Origin of the sequence: Flavobacterium proteolyticum, from assembly GCF_015223105.1 — a bacterium.
Classification (GTDB): Bacteria; Bacteroidota; Bacteroidia; order Flavobacteriales; family Flavobacteriaceae; genus Flavobacterium; species Flavobacterium proteolyticum.
This window is the reverse complement of the sequence record NZ_JADFTZ010000003.1, coordinates 50,600-67,039: the sequence shown is the minus strand read 5'-3', so window position 1 is coordinate 67,039 and position 16,440 is coordinate 50,600. Positions and strand designations below refer to the sequence as shown.

General features: G+C 32.5%; 11 protein-coding genes and 7 tRNA genes. 3 read left to right on the top strand and 15 right to left on the bottom strand.

The genetic code is table 11. The annotated features are described in order from the left end of the window. Positions 1-27: 27 nt before the first annotated feature. The gene (locus tag IM755_RS07900) at positions 28-603 is read left to right on the top strand and encodes a Crp/Fnr family transcriptional regulator (RefSeq protein WP_194095533.1); all 576 of its coding nucleotides are present in this window, start codon (positions 28-30) and stop codon (positions 601-603) included. A 68-nt stretch (positions 604-671) separates the two neighbouring features. Then, the gene (locus tag IM755_RS07895) at positions 672-1,394 is read left to right on the top strand and encodes a sterol desaturase family protein (RefSeq protein ID WP_194095531.1); all 723 of its coding nucleotides are present in this window, start codon (positions 672-674) and stop codon (positions 1,392-1,394) included. Between the two features lie 57 nt (positions 1,395-1,451). Here IM755_RS07895 and IM755_RS07890 read toward each other — a convergent pair whose 3' ends face one another. The 6 genes from IM755_RS07890 to IM755_RS07865 all read right to left on the bottom strand — a co-directional run bounded on the left by IM755_RS07890 (position 1,452) and on the right by IM755_RS07865 (position 6,937). After that, a complete protein-coding gene (locus IM755_RS07890) occupies positions 1,452-2,141 on the bottom strand; it encodes a Bax inhibitor-1/YccA family protein (RefSeq protein ID WP_194095529.1) in 690 nt (229 codons plus the stop codon). Between the two features lie 115 nt (positions 2,142-2,256). After that, positions 2,257-3,219 (bottom strand): sodium-dependent bicarbonate transport family permease, encoded by a 963-nt coding sequence (locus IM755_RS07885; protein WP_194095526.1) that lies wholly within the window; start codon positions 3,217-3,219, stop codon positions 2,257-2,259. Positions 3,220-3,241: 22 nt separating this feature from the next. After that, positions 3,242-4,195: an L-threonylcarbamoyladenylate synthase gene (locus IM755_RS07880; RefSeq protein WP_194095524.1), complete on the bottom strand. Its 954-nt coding sequence runs from the start codon at positions 4,193-4,195 to the stop codon at positions 3,242-3,244. Between the two features lie 3 nt (positions 4,196-4,198). After that, positions 4,199-5,053: a DUF6671 family protein gene (locus tag IM755_RS07875; protein WP_194095514.1), complete on the bottom strand. Its 855-nt coding sequence runs from the start codon at positions 5,051-5,053 to the stop codon at positions 4,199-4,201. Beyond that, complete coding sequence (locus tag IM755_RS07870) at positions 5,043-5,321, bottom strand: hypothetical protein (RefSeq protein ID WP_194095512.1); 279 nt, start codon at positions 5,319-5,321, stop codon at positions 5,043-5,045. The genes IM755_RS07875 and IM755_RS07870 overlap by 11 nt, the downstream gene beginning before the upstream one ends. 185 nt (positions 5,322-5,506) lie before the next feature. Further along, entirely contained in the window at positions 5,507-6,937 is a 1,431-nt protein-coding gene (locus IM755_RS07865) for an NADP-dependent isocitrate dehydrogenase (RefSeq protein ID WP_194095510.1), read from the bottom strand. Positions 6,938-7,021: 84 nt separating this feature from the next. On the opposite strand from IM755_RS07865, the gene IM755_RS07860 reads away from it, so the two are divergent. After that, positions 7,022-7,945 (top strand): LysR family transcriptional regulator, encoded by a 924-nt coding sequence (locus IM755_RS07860; RefSeq protein WP_194095508.1) that lies wholly within the window; start codon positions 7,022-7,024, stop codon positions 7,943-7,945. A gap of 154 nt (positions 7,946-8,099) precedes the next feature. On the opposite strand, the gene IM755_RS07855 is transcribed toward IM755_RS07860, so the two are convergent. The 9 genes from IM755_RS07855 to IM755_RS07815 form a co-directional block, all read right to left on the bottom strand. Next, positions 8,100-9,197: a slipin family protein gene (locus IM755_RS07855; protein WP_194095506.1), complete on the bottom strand. Its 1,098-nt coding sequence runs from the start codon at positions 9,195-9,197 to the stop codon at positions 8,100-8,102. 343 nt (positions 9,198-9,540) lie between these two features. Then, positions 9,541-9,607: transfer RNA gene (locus IM755_RS07850), tRNA-OTHER, on the bottom strand. 308 nt (positions 9,608-9,915) lie between these two features. Further along, positions 9,916-9,989: transfer RNA gene (locus IM755_RS07845), tRNA-Phe, on the bottom strand. A 5-nt stretch (positions 9,990-9,994) separates the two neighbouring features. Next, positions 9,995-10,068, bottom strand: a tRNA-Leu gene (locus tag IM755_RS07840). An 83-nt stretch (positions 10,069-10,151) separates the two neighbouring features. After that, positions 10,152-10,234: transfer RNA gene (locus IM755_RS07835), tRNA-Tyr, on the bottom strand. 6 nt (positions 10,235-10,240) lie between these two features. Continuing rightward, positions 10,241-10,313 (bottom strand) — tRNA-Pro (locus IM755_RS07830). Positions 10,314-10,439: 126 nt separating this feature from the next. Beyond that, a tRNA-Arg gene (locus IM755_RS07825) sits at positions 10,440-10,513 on the bottom strand. A gap of 5 nt (positions 10,514-10,518) precedes the next feature. After that, a tRNA-Asn gene (locus IM755_RS07820) sits at positions 10,519-10,590 on the bottom strand. A gap of 763 nt (positions 10,591-11,353) precedes the next feature. Then, the gene (locus tag IM755_RS07815; protein ID WP_194095504.1) at positions 11,354-16,411 is read right to left on the bottom strand and encodes a DUF4132 domain-containing protein; all 5,058 of its coding nucleotides are present in this window, start codon (positions 16,409-16,411) and stop codon (positions 11,354-11,356) included. Positions 16,412-16,440: the final 29 nt, after the last annotated feature.

Genomic DNA, 16,440 nt, shown 5'->3' with positions numbered 1-16,440 from the left:
ATTTCTCAATTTAATTAAAAAGACTTTATGCAAAGTTCCGATATTCTTTTACAAACATTAAAGCAGATTACCAATTTAGAAGCCCATGAAGAACAATTGTTCTTAGATGCTTTCAAACCTTACAAATTGGAAAAGAATGAATATTTTTTACAAGCTACCGAAGTTTGTACTAAACTTGGTTTTTTGTGTAAAGGATTAGTACGTTATTACGTTTTTAAAAATGACGAAGAAGCCACTTTAGAATTTACCAAAGAAGGCGAATTTATTGCAGATTATGGAAGTTTTATTGCTAAAGAACAATCTATTCAAAATATTCAAGCATTAGAGGATTGTGAGTTTTTAGTTATTGATTATGATAAGTTGCAAGAACTATATAAAGTTTCTAAAAATGCCAATTTATTAGGAAGAATCATTATCGAACATCGATTTATTATCATGGTGAATCAATTGTTGACGGTTCATCGTTATAATCCAGAAGATCGTTATCGCTATTTTTTAGAACATTACAAGGATTTGACCCAGCGAATTCCTCAATATTTAATTGCTTCCTATGTTGGAGTAAAACCTCAATCGTTAAGCCGCATCCGAAAACGCATTTATTAACTTAGGTGCATCAATTGTATCTTTAGTGGATAGTAATTTTGGTTTAGAAATCAATTAAAAGAATTACTATGACACTTACCATCATCTTCATCGTTTTTGGAGCTTGCTTTTTATTAGAGCGATTAATTCCAGGTTGGAAATTACCAGAAGTTCCTACGTGGACAATTAGAGTTTTAGCAGTTAACTTTATTCAATTAGGCGTTGTGACATTAGCGGGCTATACTTGGGAAATTTGGCTTTCCCAATATTCTTTATTTCATCTTTCAAATCATGTAAATCCATTTTTAGGTGGACTTATCGCCTATTTTATTGCAACATTTATCTTTTATTGGTGGCACAGATGGAGACATAAAATCGATTTTTTATGGACGCATTTTCACCAAATTCATCATAGTCCACAACGTTTAGAAGTTATTACTTCATTTTATAAGCATCCACTGGAAATGACTGTGAATTCAATTATTGGAAGTCTATTAGTATTTACTACTTTAGGATTGGATGTTGAAGCGGGGGCTGTTTATACGCTATTTACAGCTTTAGGTGAATTCTTTTATCATACTAATGTCAAAACACCGCAATGGGTTGGGTATATTTTTCAACGCCCAGAAATGCACAGAATTCACCATGAATACGATAAACACACGAATAATTATGGTGATATTGTTTGGTGGGACATGCTTTTTGGAACTTATGAAAATCCAAAAGAATTTAAATCTACTTGTGGATTTGACAATGAAAAAGAACAACGATTATTTGAAATGCTTCAATTTAAAGATGTTCATAAAGAATAAAAACGAAAAACCCTGAAATTTAGTATCTCAGGGTTTTACATATAAATTGAAAATCAATTATTTTCTGCTCATTAAAATTCTTAAAATATACCAGAACAATAACATAATCGAAGCAAACAATTGTAATGAAGCACCTACGTATTGATCTATACTAAATTGGTCTTTAATTTGACTCGTTTGGTATAAAATACTTGCCGAAGCTAATACCACCATTCCAACTGAAAACCATAATCCTAAATTAAATCCGAAAATAGCTCCTACAACGATAACTCCTAAAGCTACAAAACCACCAATTGTAATGGCTGTTCTTAAGAAAGAAAAGTCTGTTTTTGTCATAAAAACTACTGCGGTTAATCCTGAAAACATAAATAAGGTAATTAAAGCAGCTTGCATAATCATTTCACCACCAGAGTATAAAACAGCAAAGGCAATCATTGGTAAGAAGATAATAGCTTCTAGTAACACATATAAACCTAAGCCTAAATATTGTTTGTCTCTATCTGGATGAAAAACCAATCGGTCTGATAAAGTAGAACCCAACCAAAATAATCCTAAAATAAATAACCATACGAATTTTCCGCCCATCATCATTAAAATCCATTCCATAGGAACAATTCGTAATAAAATTGATTCTACTAGCATAAATGCTAAAATTGCGTAGGCAACATGACTATACGTCTTCTTAAAAAAGGTAGCTCTATCTGCATCAGTTGCATAAGAAACCACTACATTGTTTTCTGAGTTCATAAAATTTAGTTTAAAGTTTATCGAATTTACAATTTTCGAACGAATAAAAAAAATCTTACATTCACTTTATAACTTCAATTTTATCTAAATGTGTCAAAATCAATTCAATTAAAATTTAAAAATGTTGCACAATGTAAAAGTATATCGGCATTCCAATAGTAATATTTACAGGAAACGTTATCGCTAATGCCATTGGCAAAAATAACCCTGGATTAGCTTTTGGAACCGTTATTTTCATAGCTGCCGGAACTGCGATATAAGATGCACTTGCCGCAAGTATAGAAAAGATAAATCGATTTGAAATATCGTTAGTAACAAAACCACTTAACCAAGCAAAAACACTACCGTTTACTAATGGAATCAGTAAAGCAAATGCAAACGGAAACCAGCCATGAGCAAAGAAAGATTTCAATTTTTTACCACTCGTAATACCCATGTCCAATAAGAAAATGGCTAAAAACCCTTTGAATAAATCATTTGTAAAAGGTTGAATTCCTTGCGCCTGTTTTGCATTGGCTAAAAATCCTATGACCAAACTACCTAATATCAAAAGAACACTTCCATTGGTAAATGAATGCCCTAGAATCTCTAGTTTATTAATTTTTTGTGTTTTTTCTTTATTAAAAAGCGAAATTAAAACCAAACCAATAATTATCGCAGGTGATTCCATAAGCGCCATAATAGCAACCATATAGCCATGAAGTGACAATTGATGTGATTCTAAATAAGAAACTGCCGTCACAAACGTTACAGCACTAATGGAACCATAAGCAGCTGCAATGGCTCCCGCATCATATACATTTAATTTACGTTTTAAGATAAAGAAAGTATAAAGTGGAATTATTATAGCAATAGAAATTCCAAACAACATCGACCAAATAACTTCGCTATTTATGGTTTCATGCGATAACTCTTGTCCCCCTTTAAATCCAATAGCAAAAAGTAAATAAAGTGATATGAATTTTGAGGAATTATTGGGTATTTCTAAATCGCTTTTCAAATACACAGCAATAATTCCTAAAATAAAGTAAAGTAAAGCAGGGTTCGTCAGGTTTTCTAATAATAAATTTAAATCCATTTTTTAATTTTTAATTGTTGTGTTATTTTTTTGAAGCGCGTTCTAATCTATCATTCATTGAAACGCCCAAGCCATATTCAGGCAAACGTTCGGCAATTATTAAATCCAAATTCATTTTATCCAATTGATGCATCGCATGGTATAATCTGGAAGCTGCAAGTTTTAAATCACTTTCCTCCGACAGAACGATTTGATTGTTGCTATTAAATTCTGGTAAAAATGAATTAAAAAGTAATAATCCTACTTTCTTGTCTGAATACCATTCTAGCTCTTGATGAACATTTCTCGTAAGTATAAAATTCGTTTTTGGAGAATAATGCTTAAGTAACATTCCAGGTGCAATCGGTTGCTTTTCTTTCTTGTTTAATAAGGTAACACTTCCTGAAACTTTTTCAATTTCTTCCAAGGCTAATGCGCCCAAACGATATACCACTACTCTATTATTGTCAAATCCAATAATCGTAGATTCTATTCCTGCTGTACATTCTCCACCATCTAAAACCATATTAATTTGATTTCCAAAGTAATTTTCAACATGTTCGGCGCTTGTTGGACTTATGCTCGTAAAAGGATTCGCACTTGGAGCTACCAAAGGAAAATCTAAATGTCTTAAAAGCTCCAAAGCTACAGGATGATTTGGTACACGAACCGCTACTGTATCTTGATTGGCAGTTACCAAATTTGGAATATGAGGTTGTTTTTTTAAGATGAATGTTAAAGGACCTGGCCAAAAAGCAGTTGCTAATTCATAAGCCATTGGAGGAATTTCTTGCGCAACCTGTTCTAAATCTTTAATTCCCTTAATGTGAACGATTAAGGGATTAAAAGTTGGACGCTTTTTTACTTCAAATATTTTATGAATGGCTTCGGTTTCAAATGCGTTTCCTGCCAATCCGTAAACGGTTTCGGTTGGAAAACCTATGATGCCATTTGAATTAAGATGCTGAACTGCTAAATTAATATCTTTACTAATCATTTTTTATGGGTTACAAAAATCGCAATACATTGGATCTTCCGTTTTCTTTCCGTTTGGATATAAAACTCTCGATTTGTAATTACAATGTTGACATTGATAAATATGCGCTGATGTAGAGCGTGTTGGCATTGAACAACTACTACATAACAAACCGGCTTCGGCACCAACCACGCCAAAACCAGGATAAAGACATTCGGGACAAACCGAGTGCAATTTGTTAATTAACCTAAAACTAACATCATTTATAATCTTCATTCGGGTTGGATTGTACATAGCACGCATGTCCGTTTCTATGAAACACGAATTACTAGAAGCAACTATTTCATCAAATTTGGTTTCAACCGAATCATAATCGGTAATGCCTTTATAAATTTTACTCCAATTTTCTTCAGCATCTTTCAAAATAACTCCGTGTGAAGGAAATTGAACTTTGTCTAAAAAAGCTTTTAATTCGTCTCGGGTATGAATTTCCGAACTATCAAAATTGGTTTCCATACTTAAAACGCGGTCTACAATTTCGAGATTATGTTTTTTATCTACCAGCATGATTAATTCGTCATTTGCAGGTGCAAAAAACACGGTGGGATGATTCCCAAACGAACCTTCAGTTGCTACTGCCAAATCAAAGCCTTCTGCTTGCATTCCTTCCCAACATTTTTTTCTTAGTGTAGTTAGAGCATCATCCTTTCGAGCTATTTCTCCCGAAAATGTACCTAAACTATCGGTGTCAAATTCTTTTGCTACAAAACAAGTTACTCCAAGTGCTTCTTCAAGTAAAGGAGCAATAATAGCTTCCTTTTCATGTTTTGTCACAATAAGTAAACGACGTCCAGAAAAAAAATCAGGTTTAGTCTTCATACTCGATTTCGATGAACGTTTTTATTTTAAGTCTTTTGTTATGAGCTTTTGCCTCTTCTAATATTTCAGAAATATGAGCTACACTTTCCCTTAATTGATCAATTCTATCGAGGGCTTTTTCATCATCTTCACCAAAACGAATTTGCGAACTAAAGTTTTGAACCTTATTAAAATTGATATTTTTGTTACACATATCCATTAAGATTTCTCGAGCTTCAAACGAATCAAATTCGCCATTAATCAAATTAATTTTCTTCAGGGTTTCCATAGGTAATGTCTGTTAAATTATTTATTAAACGAATTATAGCTAATAGTAACAAGATAGCTAATCCAGCATAAAGTTCCTGGTAGATGATGTCAGGTGCTGCCATCATTTTAAAAATGAGAACAGATTCGATTATCACACACAAAATCAAAACGAGTTGTATCGTTATTTTTTTCATTGCCCTTGAATTATTGACCTTGTCCCATGGAATATGCTTTCACTCCATTGAATTGATACAGATTTTCTGTTTTTATAACATCGATTCCTAAATCAATTGCTTCACCTAGTAAGGTTACAATAACATTCTTTTCAAGTGGTTGGTTTGACTGGAATCGGCATCTCCAATGATCCGTACAAAACGTTTCTGAAAATCCGTTTGGCCAAACTTTCACACCTCGGTTAGAAATCATAACTAAATCCATACTTTCAGTTGTCAATGCTTTTAGCTTTTCAGCTAAGATATTAGCATCTACTCCACTCCAATGCACAAATAAATCTACACCCAATAAATCTTTTTGAGACGCTTCTTTTCTTTTATATTCTGGTAATTGAATTACTGAATTTTTTGGAGGCGTATCCGCTTTTAAGATATTTGGTACCTTATCAAAATTAGCAATTACTGCATCAGCAAATTCAGAAGTTCCTACTAATTGCTTACTCAACGAATCATTATAAATATCTGCTGTGTGAATTCCGTCTTCTAACGTTTTTAACCAAGCATTTTGAATTCGAGTAGCTTCAGTAGCATAACCCAAATGATATAACATTGCAATAGCAGCTTGTAATAAACCTGATGGATTGGCAATATTTTGTCCGGCAATGTCGGGTGCCGAACCATGAATTGCTTCAAACATAGAACATTCATTCCCAATATTTACAGAACCCGCTAATCCTACTGAACCCGCAATTTGTGCCGCTACATCCGAAATAATATCACCATACAAATTCGAAGTTACAATCACATCAAATTTCTCTGGATGATCCGCTAAATATGCCGTTCCGATATCGATAATCATGTGATTCGCTTCGATATTTGGATATTCCATAGCAATTTCCTTGAAAACTTGATGGAATAAACCGTCCGTTTGCTTCATGATGTTGTCTTTACTGAAACAAGTCACTTTTTTGCGGCCGTAGTTTTGAGCATATTCAAAGGCATAACGAATGATTTTTTCGCAACCTGGGCGACTAATCAATTTTAAACATTGTACTACTTCATCAGTTTGTTGGTGCTCAATTCCTGCATATAAATCTTCTTCATTTTCACGAACAATTACCACATCCAATTTAGGGAAGTTAGTAGCTACAAAAGGATGTAACGATACACAAGGGCGGATGTTAGCAAATAAACCTAACGCTTTTCGCATGGTAACATTCAAGCTTTTGTATCCACCTCCTTGTGGAGTTGTAATAGGTGCTTTTAGTAATACTTTGTTTTTTCGAATGACATCCCATGAGGCATCTGAAATACCTGAAGTATTACCTGACAAATACACTTTTTCTCCGATTTCAATTTCCTCAAAATCAATTGGAGTATTGGATTTTTTAATAATCTTTAGAACCGCTTCCATGATTTCTGGACCAATTCCGTCTCCTTTAGCAATCGTAACTTTTCTCATGTTTTGATTATTTTTATGCAAATCTCTGTACTTTAATTCATATATTTTTATTTATATTTGCTATGTATTATATAAAATATTTTTATGAATTATACACTTAACCAGTTACGAATATTTCTTAAGGTAGTTCAAAATCAAAGCGTTACAAAAGCTTCCGAAGAATTACATTTGACCCAACCTGCAGTGTCTATTCAATTAAAAAATTTTCAAGATCAATTTGAAATTCCACTAACAGAAGTGGTAGGAAGAAAGATTTATGTAACCGATTTTGGTAAAGAAATTGCCGAAGCAGCCGAACAAATATTGCAACAAGTCAGCACCATTGATTATAAAACACTAGCCTACAAAGGACAGCTTTTTGGGAAAATAAAAATTTCGGTTGTGTCTACGGGAAAATATGTAATGCCTTATTTCTTGGCAGAGTTTCTAAAAATGCATCCTGGTGTAGAATTAGAGATGGATGTGACCAATAAAAATAAAGTGGTGAAAAGTTTGCAAAACAATGAAGTAGATTTCGCATTAGTTTCGATTCTTCCAGAAAAAATGAAAGTTGAAAAAATCAATTTAATGCAAAATAAGTTGTTTTTAGTTGGGAATATGGAAGAAGATTTCACTAAGAAAAAGAAAATCGAAGATATTTTAGAAAATCGACCTTTATTATTTAGAGAAAGTGGTTCAGGAACTCGCCAAACTATGGAGCGTTTCATTGTACAACAAGATTTGAAGATTAGCAAAAGAATGGAATTAACTTCAAATGAAGCCATAAAACAAGCTATTTTAGCCGGCTTAGGATGTTCAATTATGCCTTTAATTGGGATTCGTAAAGAAATACAAAACAAAGACTTACAAATTATTCCATTAAAAGGATTACCCATTAAAACCGATTGGAGCTTGATTTGGGTAAAAGGCAAAAACCACAACCCTGCTGCCCTAGCCTATTTGGATTATTTAAAAAAAGAAAAAGAAGCCATTATTCATTCCAAGTTTAGTTGGTATGAAACGATGTAGCTTCTTTTATTTTCAATTCAATTGGCTCAACACCATTGCGATTTTTATAAACATGATAGCAACTTTTATCAACGTCATTATCATATCATTATTATTATCTTCTTTCATTTCTCTTAGTTTTTAAAACCTCGAAAAATGAATTCCGAGGTTTTAATTATTTAACGAAAATGTCTTTCAATTGACTGATTACGTTACCACTTCCTGAAATGGTGATTTCCCCAATTCGATCTGCGATTTTTTCTACGTATTCCATCTCTTTTAATTTCCACAACATTTCGTTTTCTTCCATTAATTTAGCGGTATTCAACATGCTACGCATCGCAGCTGTTTCTTCCCGTCTCATAATACTGTTGGCTTGTGCTTTTTTCTCCGCTACCAATACCTGATTCATGATTTCTTTCATATCACCAGGCAAAATAACATCTCTAATTCCAGCATCAGCAACACTTAAACCTAAGGCATTGATTTTATCCAAAATGTTTTCCAAAATTTCTTTTGAAATTGTGTCTTTTTTGTTCAACAACTCATCTAATGTGTAGCTACCAACTAAAGCGCGTAAAGCCAATTGCATCAACACATACAACTGTTTGTCATATTCTTTGTTGTTTACCAAAGCTTTAACCGTGTCAATTACTTGGTAACGAACAAAGAAGTTAATCCGCAAGGTTGCTTTATCTTTTGTCAATAATTCTTGACCTGCAATTTCCATTTGTTGTTGACGAATATCTACGTTTTTAACCTCAATTGGAATGGCATTGTTCCAGAAATAGTAGTTTCCAGCGGTCAATTCTTTTACAAAAGCACCGTTTACAAACAACAAACCTTTTTCAAAGTTCAATACTTTTAATTTTCTGGTGTACGCTCGTACTTTGATGTTTTCCAACAAAGCCACCGGAACCTCTTCTGTAATTTCTACTTTAGACAAATCAATTTTTGTAAAGGTATTATCTAAATAACCTTTCCAAAATGCATATCTACCCGAAGTTAATACCTCTTTAAACATACCGTTTACGTAGTTTAAAGCAATTTCATTATCGGCAATTTCGATTACTTCTAACATGGAAGCTAATTTTTCATTTTGCAATAAAATGGTTAATTCTATTGGTGCAACAAAAGATTGCTTCATTTCATATATATGAACTTGTTTATTGCCAAAAATCCAATAAGAACCGGCTTCTAATACTCTAATTAATTTTCCTTTTTCAAATACCAAACCTACTTGGTATGCCTGAATTGTAATTCTGTTGATCATAATTTATATAGTTATCATTAAACATTCATTTTAAAAAGAAAACCTTCGATACTTAATCCAAAGTCCAAAACGGAAAAAAGTTAGTAATCAAAAGCATTCTAATGGGTTTCTATTCTATTTTGAAGTTAGCCGTAGCGAACAACAAGCAAATACAAAAGCAAAAGAACGGTTAGAAATACGAAGCCTTTTTCAGGTCTTTTCCTAAGTATTTCTTTACGAACAAGTCGAGCCAAAACCGACCAAGTCCGAAGATTTTCTTATGGTACATTCTTTTAAAGAGCTATGCTACTCTGTCAAACAGATTTTGAGTCTGTAAGTGACGCCACTGTCAAACACATACCTAAAATGTGTGTAGGATTCGAACCTACGAAAATTAATCTATTGTTCTAACCAGACTGAACTAACATACCCGAAGTATGTACGGGAATCGAACCCGTGACCCATAGAGTGAGATGATTTTTTGGAAAACCACCAAAACCTCCAAGCCAAGTTGAACAGTACAACATCATCCGCAATTGCGAAACGAATACTGCAATAGTGCCATACAGAAACACCCAACAAGACTTGCTTGATATTTTTAAACTCCATATTGTCATTTCGACGTAAGGAGAAACTTCAGTTCAGCGTAGCTAAATCACATTATATTTATGAACTTCTTTATTGCTGAACAAAGATTCAAAACCTACTGCGCAATTATTCTGCGTAGTAAAAAAACTTGTGGAACAGATTTGAATCGAACAAATACCTTTAGTTCTTCAGACTAACGTGCAACACCATGTACACCACTGTTCCAATAGTACAGGAAGAGAGAATCGAACTCTCAAAATTCAGATTCTAAATCTGACGCGTCTACCAGTTTCGCCATTCCTGCTAAGTTAATTTGTCAGGACTCGAACCTGAACAGAGAGAATCAAAATCTCTTATGCTAACCAATTACATCACAAATTAATTTTGTGGAAGTAGTAGGATTCGAACCTACTCAGCATGAAGCACTTGTTTTACAGACAAGCTCAACTCTCCTACTTTGACGTACTTCCATTTTGTCTGGGAAACAGGACTCGAACCTGTAACCTCCTGCATCCAAAGCAGGTAAACAACCAATCGTTATCTTCCCAGATGTAACTAATCAAAAGATTAGTTTATTGCGGCTTATACGGGGATCGAACCCGTTTCTCCCGAGAGACAGTCGGGAAGGTTAGCCAGTAACCCTAATAAGCCTTGTTCCTTTCTAAAGAACTCGTGTGATTTTGGAAGGACTCGAACCTTCAACCCTTTCCTTCGTAGGCAAATACTCTTTCCAATTGAGCTACAAAATCAGTTGCGATTCTGGTAAGATTCGAACTTACAGCCTTTGAGTTAACAGCTCACTGCTCTACCCTTGAGCTACAGAATCAGTATTTATGGACATAAAAAAAGCACCTCGTAAAAGGTGCTTCATATCATAACAATGGAATACTACTATCCCAAATGCCTATTAGTATGCACCTGTTTATTCTTACATCCAAAATCATATTTCGGAGCTACATTACGTGAAGGATTAAAACAATCTATCAGGGTTGTAATATTTAGTTTTTGAATGTTATTATATCGTGTTCTCATTTTTATTTGTTTTTAAAATCAATTCTGATTTTTGAATTCTAAATTCTTACTTCTAATTTTCTGTGGCAAAGATAAAGTCAAAAAAAAGTAACTTCCAAATCTTTTTTAAAATTATTTTATTGATTTTCAGACAGTTATGCTTAAATTTAGACAATACAAATCCTGTCCGTTTTCCAACAGATACTTCGGATTTTTCAAATGACTGTCTCTCATTTGGTTACGCATTTACCCTTATTTTTTACTATTTCGTTTAATCATGAAACATTTTTTTATTTTTTTTTATTTTATTTATTCTTTTTTGTCACATTGAGCTTGTCGAAGTGCTTTTTCTATTATTTCAAACAAAAAAAAACGCCCTTTTTGCAAAGGACGTTTCGTATATTTTGGTGTAATTTTACTAAAAACAATAACTATTCTTCATAAAAACACATACAACGTCCATTAATTTCCATAGGAAAATCTATCGCTGAGCGATATAAATTTAGACTGATATGTTGCTTTTGTGTTTTCATTTCTGGGGCAAATGTAGGGATTTTTTTAAAAAACTACATTTTTATTTATTTTCTATCAATTTGACTCAGTACTGTTGGGTCTTGAATTTCATTGTCTTTTGCTAACATTAAAACTTTAGACATTACTTCTGCTGATTTAGGATCATCATCTGCAAATGGTAAAAATAATCTACCTCTATGCTGAGATTGAACTGGTAAAATTGATAAATACTTACCTGGAACTTGATGCACAATAGCACTACCTAAGTGAACGCTATATTTAGCAATTGTTCCTTCTATTAATGCGTGATTTTCAATAATTTCAACATTTTTCACTTTGAATAATCGTAAAGTTTCTCGCAATAATACACTTCTCATTTCAATTGATGAATGACTTGCTTCTGGGTCTACTCCACCAACATGAGCCACACTTACAACTAAATCAATGTCTCGCATTACTTCAGAAAACAGCCTTGGGTTAACAGCTTCAAAAGGAATGTTTTTATAATCTTTTAAAGAGTGAAACTCAATTGTTTCAAGAGTTGGGCTCTCAACATCTGCCGGTGAAAACCAATCAGCCATCGCATATAATTTGACCTGATATCCTTCTTTATGAAATACTTTTTGAAGCCCTTCTTCATAATCAACTTTCCAACCTCTAGTTTTTAATAATGCCAAAGTTTGCTTTGGATGTACTTGATGACCAGCATATCGACGAGAAATTGATTTCTCCTTCAACTCGTCTGGTGTTGGAACATATAGTTCTCTAAAAATTTGTTTGAAAGGTTGTTTTAATTTGTTATCAAAACAATAGCTTTGAAAATCAGTCCATACATTATTCTTATGTAAATCATAACAATGAGCTATTCGGAAAGTCGTATCATCATTAACTACAAATACTTCTCCTTTAGCCGAAGTCAATTTTCCATCTATAAAAAATCCGATTTTATCCTCATTTGAAATAAAAACCAGTTTTTCTAGATGTTTTGCAATTACTGGATGCTCTAATAAATTTATAATTTCAGAGTATAAAAATACATCACCACGTATCATTGCCTCTTCTAACCCTTTTTTAGAACGAGTCCACTGTTCGCGTAGTACTTTTCTGTGTTTATTCAATTCTAAAACATCAGGATTCTTCTTAAATTTAGCAGGAATAGCTTTTAATTCTTTACCATCTTTCAAAGCTACTACATCTGATTTTCCTTCTTTATCGATGGTAAGACCAATAGTTGTATCTTCAATCGTAAATTGAGTATCTTTTGACAAAATACTCTGAACTTGCTTGGTCTCCATAGCCCAGGTTAATCTTACGGGATCAGGATAGCCAGTATTTCTTGCTAAATTTTCCAAAGCAACTACAACAGCTAAAGCTTCACTTGTTTGCTTCATAGAACCAAACTCTTTACTTTCTTTCTTGAACTGTTGTAAATATTCATATCTATTTAAAACGTCTTTATCAGGACTTGTTTTACTTAACGGAACTAAACCATATACTCGCAAATAATCCTGATCTCTTTTGTCTTTTACTTTAGCAGTTACTTCTCTAATTTTTAAATCACCTGTTAAAGCATCTGCATATAATCTTGCTCTTCTATGACCGTTTCCTTCTGAAACATATTTTGCTGCGTCATATAAAAGTTCCCATTTGGCCTTACCAAGTTTTTTATAGGCTGATAAAAACCAATCTTTATCAACCGCTCCATCTTTAAAATCTTGAATATCAACGGCTGAATACTTCGCAATTTCACTCTCTAATTCAGAATTTATTTCACTATAACTTGGTGTTTTAGTATGTGCGTGCAACCACCAAATTCCTTCATCTAATCCTTTCCAATCTAAATACTGACTAATAAATTTCTGCCATTGTGGAGCATAGATTGCAGCTTGTATTAAACGCTCTTCTGTAAAATTTTTATCTTTTATTGCAGCTTCAAAATCTGCATAAGTTTCTGTATCTTTAGGAAAACAAGATTTAATCAAAGAACTAAACAATCTATATTTCGACAAATCTTCATTACTCCAATAATAGATATATCCTTTATGTAAATTATTTTTACCTAATCCTTGTAACAAATCAACAAAACGGTATATACCATATATCCTTTGAAAACTTGTTACAAACTGTGTTACTGCAGTATTAGAATCGCCTCTTTTTAATTCAATATTTAAACATACATCACGAACATGATCTATCATAGGTTGTAAAAACTCATATTTTTTTAACAAATCCTCTGTATTACAGTTTTTATAATGACCACGACGATTTTTCTTATCCGTAATTAATCTTAGATTATCTGCATTTAATATAGCTTCATAGATTTCATTTTGAGTAATCATATTTTGTTTATATGCCTCACAATATAAATGTAAAGGTGGCATACTATATTTCTCATTCTCTTTTAAACCCGAAAATTGTCTCCAACGATACAACTGCCACATTTTTGCTTTCTCGTCTGTAGTAAGTGCATCATAATCATTGATAGCTTTTAAGTACACATCAAAATCTCCTTCTGATTGCCAACCATTTCCTTCACGATTATAATAGAAATCTCCTTTTTTAGGAACAAATTTGTAGTTTAGTATCGATTTAGGTAAATTCGAATACAAATAGGAACAAGCGTCAATAATAAAAGCGTTTTCTTCTTCAAATGGATATTTAAAACGTAAACATTCTAATATACTAACAATTGGATTGTTCCAATAATAACCATTTTTGTTAGGGTTTTGAATAACATCTATATGATAGAACACAAAAGGTTTAAGAACAGTTCTAAATTCCTTTTTATCACATTCAACAGTAAAAGTTAAAAGAAATAAATCGCTACCTGTTAAACCTGAAGTTTCCATCCATTCCTGCCAAACATCATGTAGAGGATAATTTTTAAATCGCTGTTCTGCTGTCATAGCATCAGTTTTACGATTAAATGTAGAAAAGTCGTTACCTAAAAGGACCGTTTCTTTACTTCCATTCCAGTTTTCCGTAACATATTCATAATTTACATGTGATTTATATAACTGAGTTAATCGTTCAATCTCCTTTTTAATTTTTGAAAGTGGTTGAGAAAAACCATAAGATTCTTTTTTTGTTAATTGTAAATAAATCGAATTGGCTTCAATTTTTGGCAAAGAATAAGGTGAAATACGAGTTGGGTCATAAAAGCCATAACCATTTGCTTCAGATAATTGTTCTTTTGCGCTTGATGGCAAAATTTGATCTATAAATTTACTTTCTTTCTCAGATAATTTTGGACGTTCTGCATATAAGGTAACCCATGATTTTATTTTTGAAGTTAACTTATTGTTTTTTTGAAGCTGTAATATGACATCTAAAGCAGATAAGCGTTGTTCGATGTCTCCATTTTCAATTAAACTATAAATAAAATCTTCTATAACAGAATCTTTTTGTTGCAATAAAATTGTAATAAGGTGCTTCTTTAGAGTAGAATTCTTCCTTTTAAATAATTGCTGAAAAAAATCTAATTCGACAGAACTTAAAACTACTTTTTTCAAAGTACAAAGTGCCGAAGATACAATGGCTTCTCCTCTATCTTTTAAAATGCGAAGTGCAAAATCTCGTTGTTCTGTTGTTGGTAATTTTTGAGCTTTATTTTCATTTATATAGTAGTAGGAATAACAATAAAAATCACCTAAAACTTCTCTTGTTAGTTTTTCTCTAATAGGTAAAGACAAGTTTTCAAAATCTTTCAAAATAAGATTGAAGTGTGTTTTATTAGATCCCATTAAATGGATAGCACAAGAATACAAAACATCTTTTTGAAACTTAACTGTTAACCAAGAAAATACTTTTCCTTCAAAAGTTTTTTCTTTTTCATTTATTTTTTGGGTTAATTCGTATACTTTATTGAAAAAGTTGGGATAATCTAAGTTATCAATAAAAAATTTAGATTTTGAATTAGCATCTAATAAGGCTTCCATTCTATGTTGAGCAAATGCTAAAACTTGAAGATTATCAGCTTCTAAAGCTTTATAGTACAATGGCATTTCGATATAAGGATCATTTGTTTCACCAGCAAACTTTAGCGCCAAACATTTCTTTTCTATAGAACCGTTTTCTATTAAATCTTTTAAATATGGAACTGTTTTTTCTATATCTAAAACACCTTGTGCCCAAAGTGCCATATAAACTTCAGTATTGTTTTTACTCTGTACAGCAATGGCTATTGTTTCTGGATTTGTTAAATAACCATTAGCCAATTGGATAATATTACGTACTGTGGTTTCTTTCTCTGATTCCCATCCTAAACCTGTCCAAGTATCAATTGCACGAACAACAGATGAAAATCGAGTAAGTTTATTAGTGACCAAAACATTAATCATATGAATTAAAGCACCGATACTAGTTTCATCTAAAGATTCTAAAATGGTTTGGCGTAATCCTTCTTGACGTTGAGCAGCAAGAAGTAACTTTTCTACTAATTCCCAACATTCTTTTTTGTCACTGTTCAACAAGGCTTTGATGATCCCTCTTGATACCTTTCCAACTGCATCTTTATTAAAAATAATGTCCTCCATTAATTGGTAAACTTGGGAATTACCAGCATCCAAAGCAGCAGACCATATTTTAAATTGGTTGGTATTATTGGTTACATCATTATCATAACGTACTTGTTCTAAAAGCGTTAAATTGTAATAAGTAGATTCTGCATAATTATAAATATGTGGCGCTTCAATTAATGAACGAAGTAAATTTACCTGACTTACCAAAAGCTCACGATGATTATTTGGCGCTCTAAAGGATCTCCTATCATAACCTGTTTGGTACATTTGATAAGGCAGTTTACTCCAAGCGAGTTTAACATATGGAGCTTGCTCAGCACCATAAAAATATACCAAAAGTTCATAGTAGTTCTTATTGTCCCAAACATTTTGACTTAAATGTTTACTAAAAAAAATCAGCTTTTCAGAACCCAAGGAAACATAAGTTCCTGAATAACTATGATCTAATTTTAATAGTGCCAAACCTAATTCTGCTACCTCTTTTTTGAGCTTAGATTTAGAAAATAACTTCATTAGTATATTTCCTTCAACAATTTCTTTTAATTCCTTCTTATATTCCTTTACAGGATTTTTAATTTTTTTTGCGGCTAAAATGTTTTCCAATGACATAATATTTTGAGCTTTGTTCCATT

What these genes read in the sequence shown, in the direction of transcription:
- IM755_RS07900 (WP_194095533.1), top strand. Translation starts at nt 28, where the DNA reads ATGCAAAGTTCCGATATTCTTTTACAAACATTAAAGCAGATTACCAAT.
- IM755_RS07895 (WP_194095531.1), top strand. Translation starts at nt 672, where the DNA reads ATGACACTTACCATCATCTTCATCGTTTTTGGAGCTTGCTTTTTATTA.
- IM755_RS07890 (WP_194095529.1), bottom strand. Translation starts at nt 2,141, where the DNA reads ATGAACTCAGAAAACAATGTAGTGGTTTCTTATGCAACTGATGCAGAT.
- IM755_RS07885 (WP_194095526.1), bottom strand. Translation starts at nt 3,219, where the DNA reads ATGGATTTAAATTTATTATTAGAAAACCTGACGAACCCTGCTTTACTT.
- IM755_RS07880 (WP_194095524.1), bottom strand. Translation starts at nt 4,195, where the DNA reads ATGATTAGTAAAGATATTAATTTAGCAGTTCAGCATCTTAATTCAAAT.
- IM755_RS07875 (WP_194095514.1), bottom strand. Translation starts at nt 5,053, where the DNA reads ATGAAGACTAAACCTGATTTTTTTTCTGGACGTCGTTTACTTATTGTG.
- IM755_RS07870 (WP_194095512.1), bottom strand. Translation starts at nt 5,321, where the DNA reads ATGGAAACCCTGAAGAAAATTAATTTGATTAATGGCGAATTTGATTCG.
- IM755_RS07865 (WP_194095510.1), bottom strand. Translation starts at nt 6,937, where the DNA reads ATGAGAAAAGTTACGATTGCTAAAGGAGACGGAATTGGTCCAGAAATC.
- IM755_RS07860 (WP_194095508.1), top strand. Translation starts at nt 7,022, where the DNA reads ATGAATTATACACTTAACCAGTTACGAATATTTCTTAAGGTAGTTCAA.
- IM755_RS07855 (WP_194095506.1), bottom strand. Translation starts at nt 9,197, where the DNA reads ATGATCAACAGAATTACAATTCAGGCATACCAAGTAGGTTTGGTATTT.